Origin of the sequence: Microbacterium aurantiacum (assembly GCF_021654035.1) — a bacterium.
Taxonomy (GTDB): Bacteria; Actinomycetota; Actinomycetes; order Actinomycetales; family Microbacteriaceae; genus Microbacterium; species Microbacterium aurantiacum.
Genome location: NZ_JAJPDW010000001.1, coordinates 529423 through 546340, shown reverse-complemented (window position 1 = coordinate 546340; position 16918 = coordinate 529423). Strand labels below are relative to the sequence as shown.

The 16918-nt window shown below is 71.0% G+C and carries 18 protein-coding genes; 6 read left to right on the top strand and 12 right to left on the bottom strand.

The window, feature by feature from the left end; genetic code table 11:
- Nucleotides 1–67 precede the first annotated feature (67 nt).
- Entirely contained in the window at nucleotides 68–871 is an 804-nt protein-coding gene (locus LTL01_RS02640) for a DUF1206 domain-containing protein (RefSeq protein WP_236967300.1), read from the bottom strand.
- Nucleotides 872–974: 103 nt separating this feature from the next.
- Here LTL01_RS02640 and LTL01_RS02635 point away from each other — a divergent pair, with 103 nt between their 5' ends.
- Entirely contained in the window at nucleotides 975–2333 is a 1359-nt protein-coding gene (locus LTL01_RS02635; RefSeq protein ID WP_236967718.1) for an MFS transporter, read from the top strand.
- Here LTL01_RS02635 and LTL01_RS02630 read toward each other — a convergent pair.
- Nucleotides 2312–2689: a TIGR02611 family protein gene (locus LTL01_RS02630; protein WP_236967299.1), complete on the bottom strand. Its 378-nt coding sequence runs from the start codon at nucleotides 2687–2689 to the stop codon at nucleotides 2312–2314. The two genes, LTL01_RS02635 and LTL01_RS02630, sit on opposite strands and share 22 nt — an antisense overlap.
- A gap of 105 nt (nucleotides 2690–2794) precedes the next feature.
- Here LTL01_RS02630 and LTL01_RS02625 point away from each other — a divergent pair, with 105 nt between their 5' ends.
- A complete protein-coding gene (locus LTL01_RS02625; protein ID WP_236967298.1) occupies nucleotides 2795–3538 on the top strand; it encodes a DUF429 domain-containing protein in 744 nt (247 codons plus the stop codon).
- A gap of 7 nt (nucleotides 3539–3545) precedes the next feature.
- Here the strand turns inward: LTL01_RS02625 and LTL01_RS02620 are convergent, their stop codons facing one another.
- Nucleotides 3546–3701: a hypothetical protein gene (locus LTL01_RS02620; RefSeq protein WP_053548983.1), complete on the bottom strand. Its 156-nt coding sequence runs from the start codon at nucleotides 3699–3701 to the stop codon at nucleotides 3546–3548.
- Entirely contained in the window at nucleotides 3698–4018 is a 321-nt protein-coding gene (locus tag LTL01_RS02615) for an ArsR/SmtB family transcription factor (protein WP_156305270.1), read from the bottom strand. Before LTL01_RS02615 ends, LTL01_RS02620 begins: the two co-directional genes overlap by 4 nt.
- A gap of 139 nt (nucleotides 4019–4157) precedes the next feature.
- Between LTL01_RS02615 and dinB the strand changes: the two genes are divergently transcribed.
- Together dinB and LTL01_RS02605 are read left to right on the top strand one after the other, a co-directional pair.
- Nucleotides 4158–5354, top strand: coding sequence for a DNA polymerase IV (gene dinB, locus LTL01_RS02610; protein ID WP_236967297.1), 1197 nt, complete (start codon nucleotides 4158–4160; stop codon nucleotides 5352–5354).
- A gap of 28 nt (nucleotides 5355–5382) precedes the next feature.
- Entirely contained in the window at nucleotides 5383–6288 is a 906-nt protein-coding gene (locus LTL01_RS02605; RefSeq protein ID WP_236967296.1) for a zinc-ribbon domain-containing protein, read from the top strand.
- 34 nt (nucleotides 6289–6322) lie between these two features.
- On the opposite strand, the gene LTL01_RS02600 is transcribed toward LTL01_RS02605, so the two are convergent.
- A complete protein-coding gene (locus LTL01_RS02600) occupies nucleotides 6323–7663 on the bottom strand; it encodes an HNH endonuclease (protein WP_236967295.1) in 1341 nt (446 codons plus the stop codon).
- 206 nt (nucleotides 7664–7869) lie between these two features.
- Here LTL01_RS02600 and LTL01_RS02595 point away from each other — a divergent pair, with 206 nt between their 5' ends.
- Both LTL01_RS02595 and LTL01_RS02590 read left to right on the top strand, forming a co-directional pair.
- A complete protein-coding gene (locus tag LTL01_RS02595) occupies nucleotides 7870–8118 on the top strand; it encodes a hypothetical protein (RefSeq protein ID WP_053548979.1) in 249 nt (82 codons plus the stop codon).
- Nucleotides 8115–9329: an NAD(P)/FAD-dependent oxidoreductase gene (locus LTL01_RS02590; RefSeq protein WP_236967294.1), complete on the top strand. Its 1215-nt coding sequence runs from the start codon at nucleotides 8115–8117 to the stop codon at nucleotides 9327–9329. The genes LTL01_RS02595 and LTL01_RS02590 overlap by 4 nt, the downstream gene beginning before the upstream one ends.
- On the opposite strand, the gene LTL01_RS02585 is transcribed toward LTL01_RS02590, so the two are convergent.
- The 7 genes from LTL01_RS02585 to LTL01_RS02555 all read right to left on the bottom strand — a co-directional run bounded on the left by LTL01_RS02585 (nucleotide 9313) and on the right by LTL01_RS02555 (nucleotide 16917).
- Nucleotides 9313–10833 carry an aldehyde dehydrogenase family protein gene (locus tag LTL01_RS02585; RefSeq protein ID WP_236967293.1) on the bottom strand — a complete coding sequence of 507 codons (1521 nt, stop codon included), beginning with the start codon at nucleotides 10831–10833 and terminating at the stop codon, nucleotides 9313–9315. The genes LTL01_RS02590 and LTL01_RS02585 overlap by 17 nt on opposite strands.
- A complete protein-coding gene (locus LTL01_RS02580) occupies nucleotides 10830–11474 on the bottom strand; it encodes an HD domain-containing protein (protein ID WP_236967292.1) in 645 nt (214 codons plus the stop codon). The genes LTL01_RS02585 and LTL01_RS02580 overlap by 4 nt, the downstream gene beginning before the upstream one ends.
- A gap of 9 nt (nucleotides 11475–11483) precedes the next feature.
- Nucleotides 11484–12770, bottom strand: a complete 1287-nt coding sequence (locus LTL01_RS02575; protein WP_236967291.1) for an NAD(P)/FAD-dependent oxidoreductase — start codon at nucleotides 12768–12770, stop codon at nucleotides 11484–11486.
- Nucleotides 12770–13090: a 2Fe-2S iron-sulfur cluster-binding protein gene (locus tag LTL01_RS02570; protein WP_236967290.1), complete on the bottom strand. Its 321-nt coding sequence runs from the start codon at nucleotides 13088–13090 to the stop codon at nucleotides 12770–12772. The genes LTL01_RS02575 and LTL01_RS02570 overlap by 1 nt, the downstream gene beginning before the upstream one ends.
- Before the next feature lie 18 nt (nucleotides 13091–13108).
- A complete protein-coding gene (locus LTL01_RS02565; protein ID WP_236967289.1) occupies nucleotides 13109–13894 on the bottom strand; it encodes an SDR family NAD(P)-dependent oxidoreductase in 786 nt (261 codons plus the stop codon).
- Nucleotides 13895–13903: 9 nt separating this feature from the next.
- Complete coding sequence (locus tag LTL01_RS02560; RefSeq protein ID WP_236967288.1) at nucleotides 13904–15742, bottom strand: PEP-utilizing enzyme; 1839 nt, start codon at nucleotides 15740–15742, stop codon at nucleotides 13904–13906.
- 86 nt (nucleotides 15743–15828) lie between these two features.
- Nucleotides 15829–16917, bottom strand: a complete 1089-nt coding sequence (locus tag LTL01_RS02555; RefSeq protein ID WP_236967287.1) for a PEP/pyruvate-binding domain-containing protein — start codon at nucleotides 16915–16917, stop codon at nucleotides 15829–15831.
- Nucleotide 16918 lies beyond the last annotated feature (1 nt).

Genomic DNA, 16918 nt, shown 5'->3' with positions numbered 1-16918 from the left:
AGATTAGGCCAGGTAGCCTCCCTCGCGCCGCCCTTGACCGCGGGGGCGGCACCGAGTAGGCGGTCGCTCACATGCGCGCGTAGCGGGCGCGGGCGATCGAGAACAGGCCGTAGAGGATCAGTCCCACTCCCACGACCCACAGCACCGCGGGGCCGAACGGCAGCTCGACCAGCGCCTTGAGCGCGGCGTCCAGGCCGCCGGCGGCTTCCGGGTCGTGGGTGACCGCCGCGGCGAGGAACAGGATGCCGGCGACGCCGATCGCGATGCCCTTGGCCACATACCCGGCGACGCCGAAGGCGACGATGCCCTTGCGTGCGGCTCCCCCGGGGAGGGAGAGGTTCTCCTCGAACTTCCGCGTCACGCCGCGGAAGACGAACGCGACGCCGATACCGAGGATCACGAGACCCACGAGTCCCACGAGGAACACCCCCGCCGGCGCCGCCATGAGCGTCTGGCTGAACGAGGATGCCGAGTCCTCCGAGTCGGAGCTGCCGCCGGCGGCGAAGACGGCCGCGGTGAAGCCGATCGCGAGGTAGGTCACCGCGGTGCCGAGGTACTTCACCCGGTGCGCCCAGGCCTTCTTCGTGTCGGGGTCGCGCTCCAGCAGCGCCTCGGCGATCTGCCAGGCAGCGAGCGCCGCGAGCCCCACGACCACCGCCCACAGGGCGAAGACCCCGGCGGGGGCCTCCCGGATCTGCTGCATCGCGCCGCTCTGATCGGCCTCGCCGCCACCGGCTCCCGTGGCGATCGAGATGGCGATCGCCCCGATGACGAGGTGGAGGAGTCCGAGGACCACGTAGCCGACCCGGGCGGCGACGCGGAACGCGGTGGAGTCCTGGGCCTTGCGCGCGGCATCCTTCGAAGCACTCATGTTCGGGACGATAGCGATCCGGGCCGACGCGGATCGGGGGTTGACGCGGGACGCCGACAGTGTCGAGGCGTAACGTGAGCGCGTGACAGACTCCGCCGCCCGCATGACCGGAACGCAGCGGACGGTGCTCGCCGTGGCGGTGCTCGGCTCGTTCGTGGCGTTCCTGGACTCCACCGTCGCCACCGTCGCCCTCCCCGCCATCAGCGACGAGCTCGGCGGCGGGCTCACCACCCAGCAGGGGGTGGTCGACGCCTATCTCATCACCCTCGGCGCGCTCATCCTGGTCGCAGGTTCGGTCAGCGACGCGTTCGGACGCACCCTCGTGCTCCGCATCGGCCTGTGGGGCTTCGGCATCGCGTCGGTCGCGATCGCCGCCGCGCCGACCGCGGAGGTGCTGATTATCGCGCGGGCCGTGCAGGGGGCGGCCGGCGCGTTCCTCGTCCCGAGCTCGCTCGCCCTGATCACCGCGCACTTCCGCGGGCCCGCGCAGGCCCGGGCGATCGGCCTGTGGACGGCCATGACGACCACGGCGATGATCGCCGGCCCCGTCATCGGGGGCGTCTTCGTCGACACCGCGTCGTGGCGGTGGGCGTTCCTCATCAACGTCGTCCCGATCGCGGTCACCCTGGTCCTCCTCGCGCGCGGCGATTTCCGCGACACCCGGGCACCGGATGCCGCGATCGACGTCCTCGGGGCGGTGCTGTGCACGCTCGGCCTCGCCGGGATCGTCTTCGCGCTCATCGAGCAGCCGAACCTCGGCGCCGCCTCACCCGCGATCTGGATCCCCGGCGGGCTCGGAGTGGTGCTGTTCACCGCCTTCGTGCTGCGTCAGCGGCGCGTGCGCGCGCCGATCCTTCCGCTGGACCTGTTCCGCGCGCGCATCTTCACCGCGGGGAACGTCGCGACCTTCTTCGTCTACGCGGCACTGTCGCTCAACGGGTTCGTCGTGGTGGTCTACCTGCAGCAGGAGGTGGGTTTCCCGGCCACGCTCGCGGGGCTGGCGAGCCTCCCGGTGACGGTGCTGATGATCCTGCTGAGCTCTCGCTTCGGTACGTGGAGCGGTCGGGTCGGACCGCGGTGGTTCATGACGCTCGGCCCCGCCGTCATGGGGATCGGGGCGCTGCTGCTGCTGACCGTCGGCGAGCCGTTCTCCTATCCATGGCAGATGCTGCCGAGCATGCTGCTCATGGGGCTCGGGTTGTCGGCGACCGTCGCGCCGCTGACCGCGGCCGTCCTCGGCGCCGTGTCGACCGAGCGCTCCGGGATCGCCTCCGCCGTCAACAACGCCGTCGCGCGGATCGCGGGGCTCGTGGCGGTCGCGGTGCTGGCGGCGATCGTCGGAGGCGCACTGGATGCGACCGGGTTCCACCGGGCGGCGATCGCCACCGCGGCCCTGCTCTTCGCGGGAGCGATCACCTCGCTCCTCGGCATCCGGAACCCTCAGCCGGTCGAGCGCGCCTGACGTGCGGCGCGGCGCGCGCGCCACCACGTCCAGAAGCGCTCGAGCATGCGCTTGCCCCAGAGCGAGATGCGGCGGGCCCAGTGGAACTCGGTGCCGAGGATCGCGAGCCCGAGGAAGACGACCAGCCAGCCGGGCCCGGGAAGAGGCACGAGGATGAGCCCGAGGACGGCGACGGCGGTGCCGACGACGCCGATCGCGATGCGGTACGCGACTTGGAGAAGCGGATGCCGGGCGATGAACGCGCGGCTCCGACGCATGGAGCGGCTCCAGACGTTGCCGCTGCGTTCCGCATGGGCGATGTCGTCGCGGATCTCCCTCTCGAAAGGGCCGTAGAAGGACGCCGAGGACGCAGACATGGACAGAGGTTAGCGAGCGCAGTCGAGCACCGTCTGCGTGTTGACTGACGATCCCGTGTGTGCGGGCCGGAGACGTCGCCCGTGGGTACGTCGTAGGGTGAGCGGGTGATCTGCGTGGGTGTCGACCTCGCGGCCGAGCCCGCCGCGACGGCCGTCGCCCGGCTCGAGGTCGGCCCGAGCATCCTGCGACTCGTCGACCTGCGCGTCGGCGCGGACGACGACGCGATCGTCGCCGCCGCGGACGGTGCCGACGGGGTCGGGATCGACTGCGCCTTCGGCTGGCCGGTGGCCTTCGTGGAGTTCGTCAGCGCCCACGCGGACGGGCGGATGCCGGCGGTGGCGCCGGTCGGGAAGGACGGGCGTCGCGCCCTCGCCTACCGCCGGACCGATGCGGAGGTGCACCGGAGGACCGGGCGGTGGCCGCTCAGCGTCGCGACCGACCGCCTGGGCCTGACGGCGATGCGGTGCGCGGTGCTGCTGGACCGGTTCGCGCGCGCCGGGGAGGACGTCGACCGCGCCGGATCGGGACGCTTCGTCGAGGTGTACCCGGCGGCGTCGCTCCGGGTGTGGGGCCTGCTCGAGCCGCGGTACAAGGTCGACACGGGCGTGCGGGCCGTGGCCCTGGAACGCGTCCTCGCGGCGGCGGCGCCGATCGTGACGACCGCTCCCCAGCGGGAGCTGATGACGCGGTCCGCGGACGCGTTCGACGCGTTCATCGCCGCGCTCGCCACGGTCGCGCACCGTCGTGGACGGACGCATCCCGTGCCGGAACACCTCGGCGAGGTCGCCGCGGTGGAGGGATGGATCGCCCTCCCCGCCGGAGACCTCGCCGAGGTGCTGCGCGGGTGACCCGAGCTCAGTGCTCGTCGTAGTGGTCGCCGTGCGGCGCGTGCTTGTGGCCGTCGTGCACGTAGTCGACGTGGTCGTCGTGGGCGACGGTCTCGTGCCCGCAGGCCTCACCGTGGGCGTGCTCGGCGACGGTGTGCTCGGCGTGGGTCTCTGTCGTGCTCATGGTGTGCTCCTCGTGTGCTGATCGGTGGGATGGGGTTCTTGGACGTGCGCGAGCGCGTCCTCGATCACGTGGGCGACGTGACGGTCGGCCAGGGCGTAGGTGACCTCTCTGCCGGTGCGGCTGGTGGTCACCAGTCCGACCTGACGGAGCGTCCGCAGATGCTGGGACACCAGCGGCTGCGACATTCCCGTCGCCTCCACCAGCACCCCGACCGTCCGCGGCTCCGCGCCGATCAGGCGCAGAAGACCGAGCCGTGATTCGCTGCCCAGAACCTTGAACAGCTGGGCGGCCTCGGCGAGCCCCGGTTCCGTGATCACTCGTCGATCATGCCCGATGCATAAACAAATCGCTATGTATTCATGCAATTGAGAACGATGGTCGATGTCATCGGGCGCGGCCCGCGGGTTCCGATGTCGCCGGCGCGTGGGACGATCCGGGCACGGAGAGGGAGAGCGGATGCGGGACGAGGCGACGGTGCTGCACGCCGATCTCGACGCGTTCTACGCCTCGGTCGAGCAGCGCGACGCGCCGGCGCTGCGGGGAAGGCCGGTCATCGTGGGCGGCGGCGTGGTGTTGGCCGCGAGCTACGAGGCGAAGGCGCGCGGAGTGCGGACGGCGATGGGCGGGAGGCAGGCACGGGAGCTGTGCCCCGATGCTGTGGTCGTGCCGCCCCGGATGGAGGCGTACTCGGCGGCGAGCCGAGCGGTGTTCGCGATCTTCCACGACACGACCCCGCTCGTGGAGGGTCTGTCGATCGACGAAGCGTTCCTCGAGGTCGGCGGGCTCCGGCGGATCGCAGGCACGCCCACGCAGATCGCCGCGCGGCTGCGCGAGCGGGTGCGATCGGAGGCGGGACTTCCCATCTCGGTGGGCGTAGCCCGCACGAAGTTCCTCGCGAAGGTCGCCAGCGCCGTCAGCAAGCCCGACGGTCTCCTCGTGGTCGAGCCGGATCGCGAGGAGGAGTTCCTTCTGCCCCTGCCGGTCGAGCGGCTGTGGGGCGTCGGGAAGGCGACGGCTGCGAAGCTTCACGGTCTCGGCATCCACACCGTCGGCGAGCTGGCCGAGCTGGAAGCCGCGACCGCGGAACGACTCCTCGGCAGGGCGGCGGGTGCGCACCTGCACGCGCTGTCGCGGCTGCGCGATCCGCGACCGGTGGACATTACAAAGCGACGCGGGTCGATCGGCTCGCAGCGCGCCCTCGGCACGCGCCCGCGCACGCCCGAGGAGCTCGACCTCATCCTCACCCAGATCATCGACCGGCTCGGCCGCAGATTGCGCGAGCACAACCGCGCCAGCCGCACCGTCGTGCTGCGGCTGCGATTCGGCGACTTCGCGAAGGCGACCCGTTCGCGCAGCCTCCGCTCACCGACCGACCGCACGTGGGTCCTGCTCGACGTCGCGCGCGGGCTGATGGAGTCCACGCTCCCCGAGATCGCGGACCGGGGCATCACCCTGATCGGTGTGTCGTTCTCGCAGTTGGAGCGCGCCGACGCCGCTCCCCCCGAGCTCCCCCTCGACTGGGAGGACGGCGCGCGGCTCGACACGGTCCTCGACGCGGTGCGCGATCGCTTCGGCGCGTCCTCCGTCGCGCGGGCGACCCAGCTCGGACGCGACCCCGGCTGGTCGACGCCGGTGCTTCCCGAACACGAGTGATGTCGGATGCCGGCCCTACTCTTCCTCCATGGCGGAGCGGGTCGAGCTGTGGTGGGCGCGCCGGCAGTTCTCCAAGGGTGCCGAGGTTCCGTATCCGATGGGCACCTATCGCGAGGCATGGGCGGCCTTCCCCGCGCTGATCCGCCAGTACCACCCCGAGCTGAACGCGGGAATCGTCCTGAGCCAGATCCCGCCCGCGGCGGACGTGCTGCTGCTGTGGCAGTGCGAGGCGGGCCACGCGTTCGCTGCGACCCCCGATGAGCAGCGCCACCGCCCCGGGCGGGAACGACGGCGGTCGGCGTGGTGCCCGGAGTGCACGCAGCGCGCCCGCCCCGCGCCGGCGCTGCCGATGCGCGACTCGGTGACGGTGCCGAGTTCGGGTTCGCCCGGCGTTGCGGGGGTCCGCGGCGCGCCGGATGCCACAGCACAGCGCGCCGTGCTCCGAGCACGGAAGCCGAAGGCGCCGCAGCGAATCTGCGCGAAAACCCCCACACTGCCCGTGGGCACACCCTTCGTGTCCGAGTGCGCACCCCGTCCGGCGTCCGCGATCGAAGGGCAGATGCGAGCCGATCTCTTCGGCGCGCTGGCCCTGACTCCCGGACTGAACGCGGTGCGGGTCGCCCGGCCGTTCTTCGACCACGTCGAGGTGTGGCCCGACATCGTGCTCACCGAGCTGCGGGTCGCGATCGAGTACGACAGCACCGGTCGGCATGGACTGGAGCACGTCGGCAGGCGCGCCGATGCCGACCGCCGGAAGGACCGGGCGCTCCGCGCGGCGAAGTGGGAGGTCGTGCGCATCCGCACCGGGAAGCTCGACCTCCTCGGGCCCCACGACCTGCAGGTCTCGTCGTGGAACCGGGCGACGCTGACGCGGCTGATCGACACACTCCGCGGCATCCGTGGACCGTTGCTGGTCGACGCGTACCTGGCCTGACGTCCGAGGCGCGCTCAGCCGCCCCTGCCGCGCCTCAGGCGGTGAGGGTGTATCTGCGGGTGCCGGTGGGGCGTGGGGTGCGGTGGGGGTCGATCCAGGGTGGCGGGATCAGCCACACGGCGGCGTGGATGCCGGTTCCGTCGATGTGGATGTCCCATCCGTCGGCGTGGAGGCGGTGGTGGCATCCGGTGCACAGCAGCACCCCGTTGTCGAGATCGGTGGTGCCGGTGTCGCGTTTCCACCAGTTGACGTGGTGGACATGGCACCAGGCCGGGGGTGCCCCGCACGACACGCACCCCCCGTCCCGTTCGACGAGCGCGAGCTTCTGCGCGTGGGTGAACAGTCGGCGGGTGCGTCCCCAGTCGAGGATCTCGCTGCCACCGCCGAGGACGCACGGGATGACCTGCGCGTCCGCGGCCAGACGCCGCACGGCCCCGGCGGGGATCGGGGCGGTGAGCCCGTCGATGGTGGCCATCCCGGTGCCGGCTTCGAGGCCTGCCAGGTCCACCCTGACCACGATGGTGGCCTGCGGACCGGTGGGGACTTCGGTGCATCCGATCGCGTGACGACACAGGTCCGCCAGGGCGTCCGCTTGGATCTGTTTCACGGACCGGGGGTCTCGTTCTCCGCCGTCCGTGTCGGCGTGTTCGTTGCGGCGCAGCACGCCGCCGACGATCGCTTCGATCGCGGCTTTCACCGGTGCCCCGGTTTCGGCATCCAGCTTCCCGGTCAGGTGCAGCATCCCGTCGCGCTCCTGGAGGGTGAACGACCGGTCCGCGACACAGTCCTCGTGACGGGGGGCGACACCGTCGGGGTCCAGGTGCGCTTCCGCACGCGCGAGGAGCTTCGCGAGCTGATCCGGACGGAGACCCGGCACCAACCCCACCAGCTCCTCCTCCGCCCGCTCGAGCCGTTCCGGATCCACCCGGAGGGCGACACGGTCCAGGAGGGCGGTGATCGCCGCAGCCCCCGTCATCCCGAGGACACCGTCCGCAACCGCGCGGGCCACATGCGGATGCGACGCGGGAAGCTCCTCCCCGGTCAGGGCGATGCGGGGTGCGGTCGCTTCCCCGACCTGCGCCCACCGCACCGCTTCCCCCACGCTCGTTCCGACCGTGGTCGCCACCAACGCCGCAGCGGAGGAGAACCCCGCCTTCCGCGCCAGGGAATCCGACCCCAACTCCCGCCGCGACTGCCGCGCCACCTCCGCGGCCACCGGCGCGAGCCCCGCATCCACGTGACGCTTCAACGCCCCGAACGCCTCCACCAGGCCCAGCAACGCCCCCGGCGACAACGCCGTCACCGGCCGGCCACCGCCCGCCGCGACCACCGCCCTCATCGCTTCCGCGATGCCCTCGAGCCCTGAACCATCCATACCCGAACACTAGAACACACCTACGACATTCGAGTGATACATCTAGCCATCCGCTCGTCGATAGATATGTCAACACAGGATGTGGTCGCATCCGCGGCGCGAGTAGGGTCGGATATCTCCCTGCCGACGGGCCTGGCATCATGCGCCCTCCCGCGCGCGGACGCAAGCCCCCGCTCCCCTCAGGTGCGCCGCCCTAGCGTGTGCCCATGGACATCTCAGACGTCACCTGGAACGAGCCCGCTCGCAAGAAGATCCTCGACGACGCCGATCGCGTCCTGCAGGAGGCCGTTCAGGCCGTCGCCGAGAAGCCCGGGCTGTCGTCGGACGATGCTTTCGCCGAGCTGAACGGCCTGCTGAAGGATCGCTTCATCGATTACGAGCCCGGCCCGGACATCCGCAAATACGCCGACGCGATCGCCGACGGCGAGTTCTCCGACTCGGAACCCACGTCGTGAGCGACGCGGTCGCCCCCGTCACCCCGATCCGCCATCGCGTGGTGGTGATCGGCGGCGGCAACGGCGGCGTGTCCGTCGCCGCGCGTCTGCGACGACGCGGGGTGACCGACATCGCGATCATCGAGCCGCGCGGGGCCCACCACTACAAGCCCCTGTTCTCCCATGTCGCCGGCGGCACCGCGCGCGCCAGCGAGACCGTGCGGGCGCAGCGCTCCGTCATTCCTCCGGGCGTCCGCTGGATCCGGGATGCCGTCGCCGAGGTCCACCCCGAGGACCACGCCGTGAGCCTCAGCGACGGCACGCGCGTGGAGTACGACCAGCTCATCGTCTCCCCCGGCATCCAGCTGGACTGGGATCGCATCCCCGGTCTCACCGCCGCCCTCGACACCCCCGCGGTGTCGTCGCACTACCGCTTCGACCTCGCGAAGAAGACCTCCCGTCTCCTGCGCGACGTCACCTCCGGCACGGTGGTCTTCGTCCAGCCCGATGGACCCGCGTCGTGCGCCGGCGCCGGCCAGAAGCCGATGTACCAGGCCTGCGATTACTGGCGCGCCCGCGGTGTGCTCGACGCCATCCGCGTGGTCCTCGTCGTGCCGACGCACTCGGTCTTCCTCGCCCCCTTCGACGCCGAGCTCGAGCGAAAGATCGCCGAGTACGGCATCGAGCTGCGCACCTCGACCACGCTCGCCGCGGTCGACGGCGAAACGCAGACGGTGACCCTCGAGGGCCCCGGTGGTCGCGAGGAGCTCGCCTTCGACGTCCTCAACGTCGAGCCTCCGCAGTCCGCTCCCGACTGGCTGAAAGCCTCCGCGCTGCCGGCGGAGGGCGACGACGGCGGCTTCGTCGAGGTCGACCCCGAGACGCTCCGGCATCCGCGCTTCCCCGACGTCTGGGCGATCGGCGACGCAGCGGCGAGCTCGAACTCCAAGTGCGGCGGCGCCCTGCGCAAGCAGACCTGGGCGGTCGCGGAGAACGTCGCCGCCGTCCTCGCGGGCCGTCAGGCATCCGCTCGCTACGACGGCTACGGCGTGTGCCCGTTCACGGTGTCGCGATCGAGTGTCGTGTGGGCGGAGTTCGACGACCACGGTGCGCAGAAGCCCACGATCCCGTTCTTCCGCGGGATGTACCGCGAGAGCCGGCTGTCATGGATCGCCGACCGGCACATCCTCCCCTGGGTCTACTGGAACCTGATCCTCACGGGCCGCGTCTGATCGCGCGGTGCACCGACTGCGGAGCCAGGTAGGCCGAGAGTCCCTCGATGCCGTACTCGAGCCCGAGCCCGGAGTCGTGTCGGCCGCCGAACGGCGCGTGATGGTTCGAGGCGAAGAAGTTGATGCCGATCGACCCGGTGTCCACGCGCCGCGCGACCCGCAGCGCGGCCTCCTCGTCGGCGCCGAACACGATGCCGCCGAGCCCGAACCGCGTGCTGTTGGCGACCGCGACCGCGTCGTCGACGTCGGCGGCGCGCAGGATCGTCACGACCGGTCCGAAGACCTCCTCCTGCGCGATGCGCATGTCCGGACGCACGTCCGCGAACACCGTGGGCGCGACGAACGAACCGCCCGGCAACGGCGGCGCGACGTCGCCGCCGACCGTGACCCGCGCGCCCTCGGCGACACCGGCGCGGATCAGCGCACGCACGCCGTCGCGCTGCGCGGCGGTCGCGACCGGGCCGAACACCGTCGCGGGGTCGAGCGGATCGCCGAGCACCGCCCCGCCCACGACCCCGGTCACCATCTCGACGAGGTCGTCGTAGCGCTCGGGCGTCGCGATGAGGCGCGTCGAGATGTAACAGGTCTGGCCCGTGTTGCGGATGCAGCTGCGCAGCAGCACCGCCGACATCGCGTCGAGGTCGGCATCCGGCAGCACGATCGCCGCCGACTTGCCGCCGAGCTCGAGCGTGACCGGACGCAGCAGCTCGCCGCACGCGGCGGCGATCTTCCGGCCCACGGGCGTCGACCCGGTGAAGGCCACCTTGTCGACGTCGGGATGCCGCACGAGCGCGTCGCCGGTCGCGGCACCCCCGGTCACGAGATTGATCACGCCGGGCGGGATGCCGGCCTCGTCGGCGGCGTCCAGCAGGAAGCGCACCGACAGCGGCGTGGGCGACGCGGGCTTGATCACCACAGCGCACCCGGCGAGAAGCGCGGGCGCGAGCTTGATCACGACGAGGTTGATCGGAAAGTTCCATGGTGCGATGAGCGCGCACACTCCGATCGGGTCACGCGCCACGAGGGTCTCGTTGGCCCCGCCGGGGAAGGGTCGGATGTCGGGTTCTTCCAGGAACCCGGCCATCCCTGCGAACACCCGCAAAATGGATGCCGCATTCCCGGCCGCACCGGAGGTCTCGGCGATCGGCGAGCCGTTCTCGAGCGTGTTGGTGAGCGCGAGGGGCTCGGCCCGGCGCTCGATCGCGTCCGCCATGCGCCGAAGCGCGTCGGCGCGGGCGGTCGGCGCGAGCGCCGCCCACGCAGGAAAGGCCGCGCGTGCGGCGCGGACGGCGGAATCCACTTCGTCGGCGGTCGCCTCGGGCACCGACCCCCACTGCTCCCCTGTCGCCGGATCGATCACGGGTGAAGCGGGGCCGGTCGACGTGACCTCGTCTCTGCCGATCCGAAGGGTGCGGACGTCGGTGTACGGGACGTCGGCCGCCGCGGCGCGGTGCCGTTCCCGCATCGCGCCGACGGCGCCTTGGACATCCACCACCGTGCTCACGACAGCTGCTCCGTCTTGAGCAGCACCTCGGAGCGCGCGAGCTCGGCCTCGGCCATCTGCACGGCGGCCTCGGTGAGGAGCTCCGGCACGATCTCCGAGCGGAGGCGCCGGCAGTACTCCGCCGGGGTCAGGCCGAACCAGCCCGACGCGAGCGCGATGCCCGCGGGGGTGAACCGCCACAGGCGATCCGCATCGCGAACGAGGCTGTCTTCGAGCGAATGCGACTCGGGGCGGGTGTCGTGCCCGTCGATGATGTCGGTCACGCGCGTCACGAACCCCTCGTCGTAGCCGAGGGGAGGAAGCACCTCGCGCGCGATGTCGCACCCGTGTCGCTCGTGCTCGTACCGCACGTCGGCCTTCCGCCAGTCGCCGGTGAATCCCTCGCTCAGGATGCGGGTCTCGTCGACCCGGGCCCACCCGGTGTCGTGCAGGAGGATCGCGACGCGGACGACGAGGGCGTCGGCATCCGGGTACGCGTCGCACAGTCGCTCGGCGAACGCGAACGAGATCGGCAGATGGATGTCGTTCGCGCGCGTGCGGGACTCCGCGACGATCGCGCGCCAGATGGGATCGAGGTCGCGGTCCCGCTCGTCGGCGTGGATCGGCGAGATGTCGACGGGATGCGTGGTCTGGACGGTCATGGTCTCACCTCAGGATGCGAGCGCCACGGGGGCGTCGACGACGGATTGCTTGAGCGGCACGCCGGTGTCGACGGCGGCGAGCGGGGGGATGGTCTTGCCCTTGGCGAGCGCCTGTTTGATCGCGAGGAACTCGGCGGGCTGGTTGACGCAGTCGGCGGCGATCAGACGCCCGTCGCGGTAGTACAGGACGGCGAACTTCTCGGCATCCGGATCCCCACGGACCACGACGTCGTCGTAGCCCGTGGAGAGGCCGGCGATCTGCAGCTTGAGGTCGGCCTGATCGGACCAGAACCACGGCACGCTCACATACGCGGCATCGCGTCCGAGCAGGGTGGCCGCGGCGACCTTCGCCTGCTCGAGCGCGTTGTTGACACTTTCGATGCGGACCATGCCGCCGACCCCGGCGGGGTACGGGTTCGGCATGATCGCGCAGTCGCCGGCCGCGACGGTGCGCCCGTCCGAGGTGCGGCACGCCTCGTCGACGACGATGCCGCCGGCGACCTCGAGTCCGAGCTGCACCGCGAGCTCGACGCGCGGAAGCACCCCGATCCCGATCACGACGAGGTCGGCGGGGATCACACGTCCGTCCTCGAGTTCGACCCCGGTGACCGAACCACGGCGACCTGCGGCGGAGGCGTCCTCCCCGAGGATGCGCGCGAGTCGCGCGCCGAGGAGCACCTCGGTCCCGCGGCGGCGGTGGGCGGCGAGGTAGAAGTCGCTCGTGGGCTCGGCGACGACTCGGCCGATCAGGCGACCGGTGCCCTCGACGATCGTCACGTGCTTGCCGAGCTGACGGGCCGCCGATGCCGCCTCGAGCCCGATGAAGCCTCCGCCGATCACGACGACGCGCTCGGCACCGGGCTCGGCGAGCGCCGGGCCGAGCGCGATCGCGTCATCCGCGTCCCGCAGGTAGTGCACGCCCCGGTAGTCGGTGCCGGGAAGGGCGAGGCGCCGCACGGCGGCACCGGTCGTGAGGGCCAGGCGGGTGAACGCGATCTGCCGGCCGCCGAGCGTCTGGGCGATCCCGGTGCCGTTCGACTCCCGATGGATCGTGACGACCCGGTCCCCCGCGATCAGCGCGATCTCGCGGTCGGCGAACCACTGCCGGGTGCGCAGGACGACGTCGTCAGGCTCGAGCTCGCCCTTGAGCCAGCCCTTCGACAGCGGCGGGCGCTGGTACGGGCGGTGAGCCTCCTCACCGATCATGATGATCGGGTCGGTGTCGCCGAGATCGCGCAGCGTGGCGGCGAGCTGCACGCCCGCCTGGCACGCGCCGACGATGAGCGTGGTCTCCATCAGAGCTGCCCGCTCGGAGTCGTGACGTGGTACTCGCACCCGTCGGCGAGCGTGATCTGGCACGACAGCCGCGAGTTATCGCGGCGATCCACCGCGGTGCCGTCGAGCATCTCGTCCTCCAGATCGCCGGGGCCTCCGACGAGGTCCAGGGTCTCGGGCGCGACGAAGACGTGGCACGTGGCGCACGACAGGCTCCCGCCGCATTCGCCGACGATGCCGGGAACCCCGTTGCGCACGGCGGTCTCCATCACGGAGTCACCGGGGCGCCCCTCGATCGTCGTGACGCTGCCGTCGTCGGCGGTGTAGACGACTGTGCTCATTGCTGCTCCTTGGAAGGTCTAGATGAACTGCCGGCCGCCGTCGACGACGAGCGTCTGTCCCGTGACGAACGCGGCGTCGGGGCCGGCGAGGAAGAGGACCGCGCCGACGATGTCGTCGGGCTGGATCGGCCGCTTGATCGCCCCACGCTCGATGCCGTACGACCCGGCATCCTCGATGAGCGCGTGGCTCGCCTCGGTGAGCGTGAAGCCCGGGGCCACCGCGTTGACGGTGATCCCCCGCGTGCCCAGCTCTTTCGCGAGCACGCGGGTGAGGCCGATGACGCCGGCCTTCGAGGCGACGTAGTGGGCCCACTGGGCGGACCCGCTCATGACCGTGGCGGAGGACACGTTCACGATGCGGCCGTCCTGGTTCAGGTGTGGCGAGCATGCGCGGGCGATCTGCCACGGCCCCTTGAGGTTCACAGCCATGACGCGGTCCCACTCGTCCTCGTCGATGTCTTCGAAAGCCGACCGGGTGAGGGTCGCATAGATCGCCGCGTTGTTCACGACGACGTCGATCCCGCCGCGACCGGATGCCGCGGCCAGGGCCGCGAGCGAGGCCGACGAGTCGGCATCCGTCACGTCCACGCGCGTCCCGACGACCGCGAGTCCGTCGGCGGAGAGCTCGGCGGCCGCACGCTCGGCCCCTGCCCCGTCGATGTCGGCGATGACCACGACATCGCCGCGGCGCGCGAAGGCCTCAGCGAACGCGCGGCCGAGCCCTCCCGCCGCGCCCGTGACGATCACGGTGCGCGGCGCCGTGCGCGCAGGCGTGCCGCCCGGCGATGTCGTGGTATCGGTCATCGTCGCGCCTCAGTCCAGGACGGTGACGGTGCCGGAGTTGCCGTCGACGCGCAGCATCTGCCCGGTGCGGATCTCGGTCGACGCGGTGCCGGTGCCCGTGACCGCCGGCATCCCGTATTCGCGACAGACGATCGCGGCGTGGCTCATCATGCCGCCGATGTCGGTGACGGTCGCCCGGATCTTGCCGAAGATCGGTCCCCAGCTGGGCGCCGTCACGGGAGCGACGAGGATCTCGCCGTCCTGCACGTCGGAGAGCTGATCGGCGCTGGAGATCACGCGGGCGGGGCCCTCGGCGATGCCGGGAGATGCCGCCATGCCCTTGAGGGTCCCCTCGGGCACGTCGCCCTTGCCGAGCCAGTTCTGGATCTGGTCGTCGGTGATGCCCCAGAGCATGAGGGTGAAGGGCTCGGTGATCACGGCGGGCGGGGTGTTCAGTGCCGGCTGCGGACGGGCGGTCGACAGCGCGTCCACGATCCCGCGGCGGCGCTCGACCTCGTCGGGCCAGTAGTCCGGTCCGATCGCAGGTGCGCCGACCATCCACGCGTTCACGTAGTCGAACAGCGCCTCGCGCACCTCGTCGCGACGGAGGTAGAACATGTCGTTCGCCCGCGGCCAGAAGCCCTGCGCGTGCAGCACGGCCGACAGCTGCCGGGCCTTCCGCCAGAACACGCCCATCGTCCAATGCTCGATGTGGAAGTTGTGGTTCTCGACGTACGGGTAGACCGTGCGGGCCAAGCCCAGCTTGCCGCGGAACGTGTCGAGCGCGTCGCCGTCCAGCAGCTCGGCGTACTCGCCTGTGATGCGGTCGCGCTCGGCGACGAGCTCGTCGACGTGCCGGTCGATGTCGGCGCCGTTCTGCAGTCGCTCGATGTAGCCCTTGATGAACGCGAGCGGGGTCTCGGGAACATCGCGCCAGTACTCGTCGTGCGCGTAGAAGCCGTTGCCGGTCGTGAAGTTGAACCACGGGTCCTGCGCGCCCTGCCACGCTTGCGTCCACGCGCCGCCGGCGGGGTCGGCGGCGATCGCGGCGAGCAGGACGGCCGCATCCGATGTGTCTGCGAAGTGGGGCACGAGTCCGTCGCGCACCGCGATCTTCGCGAGGTTCTTCAGCTCGTCGTCGGGGCGGAACAGCTCCATGTCGACGCCCTGCACCATCGTCGCGATCGCCTGGTCGGGGATGCGCGGGAAGACCTGCTTGCAGAACATGAACAGGTCGAGGTAGGCCACGTACCCGAGGTTCAGGAACTCGAAGTGGTACTGCCACGCGCGGTAGGCCAGCGCGATGAGGCGGTCGTAGTCGGCGAGGAGCTCGGTCGCGGGGCCGGTGCCCTTCCCCGCGAGCACGTCCTCGAGGGCGATCGCGTCGGGGAGCGCCGTGAACTCGATCGACTCGAGCTCGTCGATCGTGGCCTTGAGCTTGGTGTGCCAGTTCGCCAGCAGGCTCTCCCAGTTCTGGAAGTAGTGGCCGGCGCGCTCCATGAACTGCGGCACACGGGCCTCGATGTCCGCGGGGTCGACCGCGACGGGCGACATGAAGACGTAGCCGTTGTGGATGCGGTACTCGATGCCGTTCGCCGTCGGGATGAGGAGCTGACGCGAGTTGTACTGACCGAGACATCCGACGGCGAACTCGAAGCCGATCGTCTCGAAGGGCTTGGTCACGGTGGGCCAGTGCTGGCTGTCGCAGAACCAGAACTTCGCCTCCTCGGCCTCGCGCCGGTTCTCCTGGAAGACGAGGTTGTAGGCGTAGAGATCCCTCCATCCCTCGGCGCCGGCCGGGGCCGGCTGCTCGTACGGGCTCGGGAAGGCGTTCTTCGCGGGGGCGATGACAGCGGTCGCCTGTGACATGTCGGGTCCTTTCAGCGTGCGTTCGGGTGTGTGCTCGGGGAGGTTTCGGGTGGGAAGAGGAGGGCGTCGAAACGGACGACGCGACGTCAGCGGCCGATCTGGGCCATGAGCGACTGGGTGATGCTGGCGATACCGAACCCGGAGGTCGTCGGTGCCGTCTCGCTCGTCTTCGACGCCCAGACCGTTTCGGGCCGCGACTGCAGGAGGAGCAGGTTCTCGCCCTCGGGGAGGCCCCGGTCGATCGCCCATTCGATGTCCTGCGGCGAGCCGAAGTGCTTCTCCGCACGCTTGGCCATCGCCGCGACCGCCGTCACCTCGGCGTCGGTCAGGCATCGCACCGTGCGACGCTCGGGCTCGACCTCACGCTCGCGGATGCCGCGGGCATCGGCATCCGGAACCAGCTCGACGTGCTTGTCGCCGATGTGCTCGGCCGACACCGTCAGCATGACCTTGTCGACGTGCAGGTTGTCGGGGGTCACCAGCCCCGACACGACGAGCTCTCCCAAGCCCCAGGCCGCATCGATCACGATCGTGGAGCGATCGCCGTTCGAGGGGTCCACGGTCATCGCGACGCCGGCGGCCTTCGCGTCGACCATCTTCTGCACGGCGACGGCCATCGACAGCCCCTCGTTGGGGATGCCGGCGCGCAGCCGGTAAACGATGGCGCGGGAGGTGTACAGCGATGCCCAGCAGCGGCGGACGTGCTCGGCGACGTCGTCGCGGCCGGTGAGCCAGAGGTAGGTGTCCTGCTGCCCGGCGAAACTCGCATCGGGCAGATCCTCGGCGGTCGCGGACGAACGCACGGCGACCGGCGTCTCGCTCGCGAAGCGCGACTGCAGCGCGGCGTACGCCTCGGAGAACTCGTCGTGGATCTCCCGCGGGACGGGTCGCTTCAGGATCTCTTCTCGGATCTGCGCCGACACCCGGTCGATGGACGCGACGTCATCGGGGTCGATCGACCCGAGGAGGGCGTGGATGTCATCGGCGATCCCGGAGTGCTCGATGAAGGCGGTGTAGGCGTCGGTCGTGATCGCGAAACCGGGAGGGACCGGCATCCCCGCAGTGGTGAGCGCGACGAGCGAGGCGCACTTGCCGCCGAGGAGCTCGATCGGCGCAGGACCGGTCTCCTCGAAGAATCGGATGAAAAGACGGGCAGAGGGCGTGGCGTCGGACATC

Coding starts and splice junctions, on each gene's coding strand:
- LTL01_RS02640 (WP_236967300.1), bottom strand. CDS start 871: ATGAGTGCTTCGAAGGATGCCGCGCGCAAGGCCCAGGACTCCACCGCG.
- LTL01_RS02635 (WP_236967718.1), top strand. CDS start 975: ATGACCGGAACGCAGCGGACGGTGCTCGCCGTGGCGGTGCTCGGCTCG.
- LTL01_RS02630 (WP_236967299.1), bottom strand. CDS start 2,689: ATGTCTGCGTCCTCGGCGTCCTTCTACGGCCCTTTCGAGAGGGAGATC.
- LTL01_RS02620 (WP_053548983.1), bottom strand. CDS start 3,701: ATGAGCACGACAGAGACCCACGCCGAGCACACCGTCGCCGAGCACGCC.
- dinB (WP_236967297.1), top strand. CDS start 4,158: ATGCGGGACGAGGCGACGGTGCTGCACGCCGATCTCGACGCGTTCTAC.
- LTL01_RS02605 (WP_236967296.1), top strand. CDS start 5,383: ATGGCGGAGCGGGTCGAGCTGTGGTGGGCGCGCCGGCAGTTCTCCAAG.
- LTL01_RS02600 (WP_236967295.1), bottom strand. CDS start 7,663: ATGGATGGTTCAGGGCTCGAGGGCATCGCGGAAGCGATGAGGGCGGTG.
- LTL01_RS02595 (WP_053548979.1), top strand. CDS start 7,870: ATGGACATCTCAGACGTCACCTGGAACGAGCCCGCTCGCAAGAAGATC.
- LTL01_RS02580 (WP_236967292.1), bottom strand. CDS start 11,474: ATGACCGTCCAGACCACGCATCCCGTCGACATCTCGCCGATCCACGCC.
- LTL01_RS02575 (WP_236967291.1), bottom strand. CDS start 12,770: ATGGAGACCACGCTCATCGTCGGCGCGTGCCAGGCGGGCGTGCAGCTC.
- LTL01_RS02570 (WP_236967290.1), bottom strand. CDS start 13,090: ATGAGCACAGTCGTCTACACCGCCGACGACGGCAGCGTCACGACGATC.
- LTL01_RS02565 (WP_236967289.1), bottom strand. CDS start 13,894: ATGACCGATACCACGACATCGCCGGGCGGCACGCCTGCGCGCACGGCG.
- LTL01_RS02560 (WP_236967288.1), bottom strand. CDS start 15,742: ATGTCACAGGCGACCGCTGTCATCGCCCCCGCGAAGAACGCCTTCCCG.
- LTL01_RS02555 (WP_236967287.1), bottom strand. CDS start 16,917: ATGTCCGACGCCACGCCCTCTGCCCGTCTTTTCATCCGATTCTTCGAG.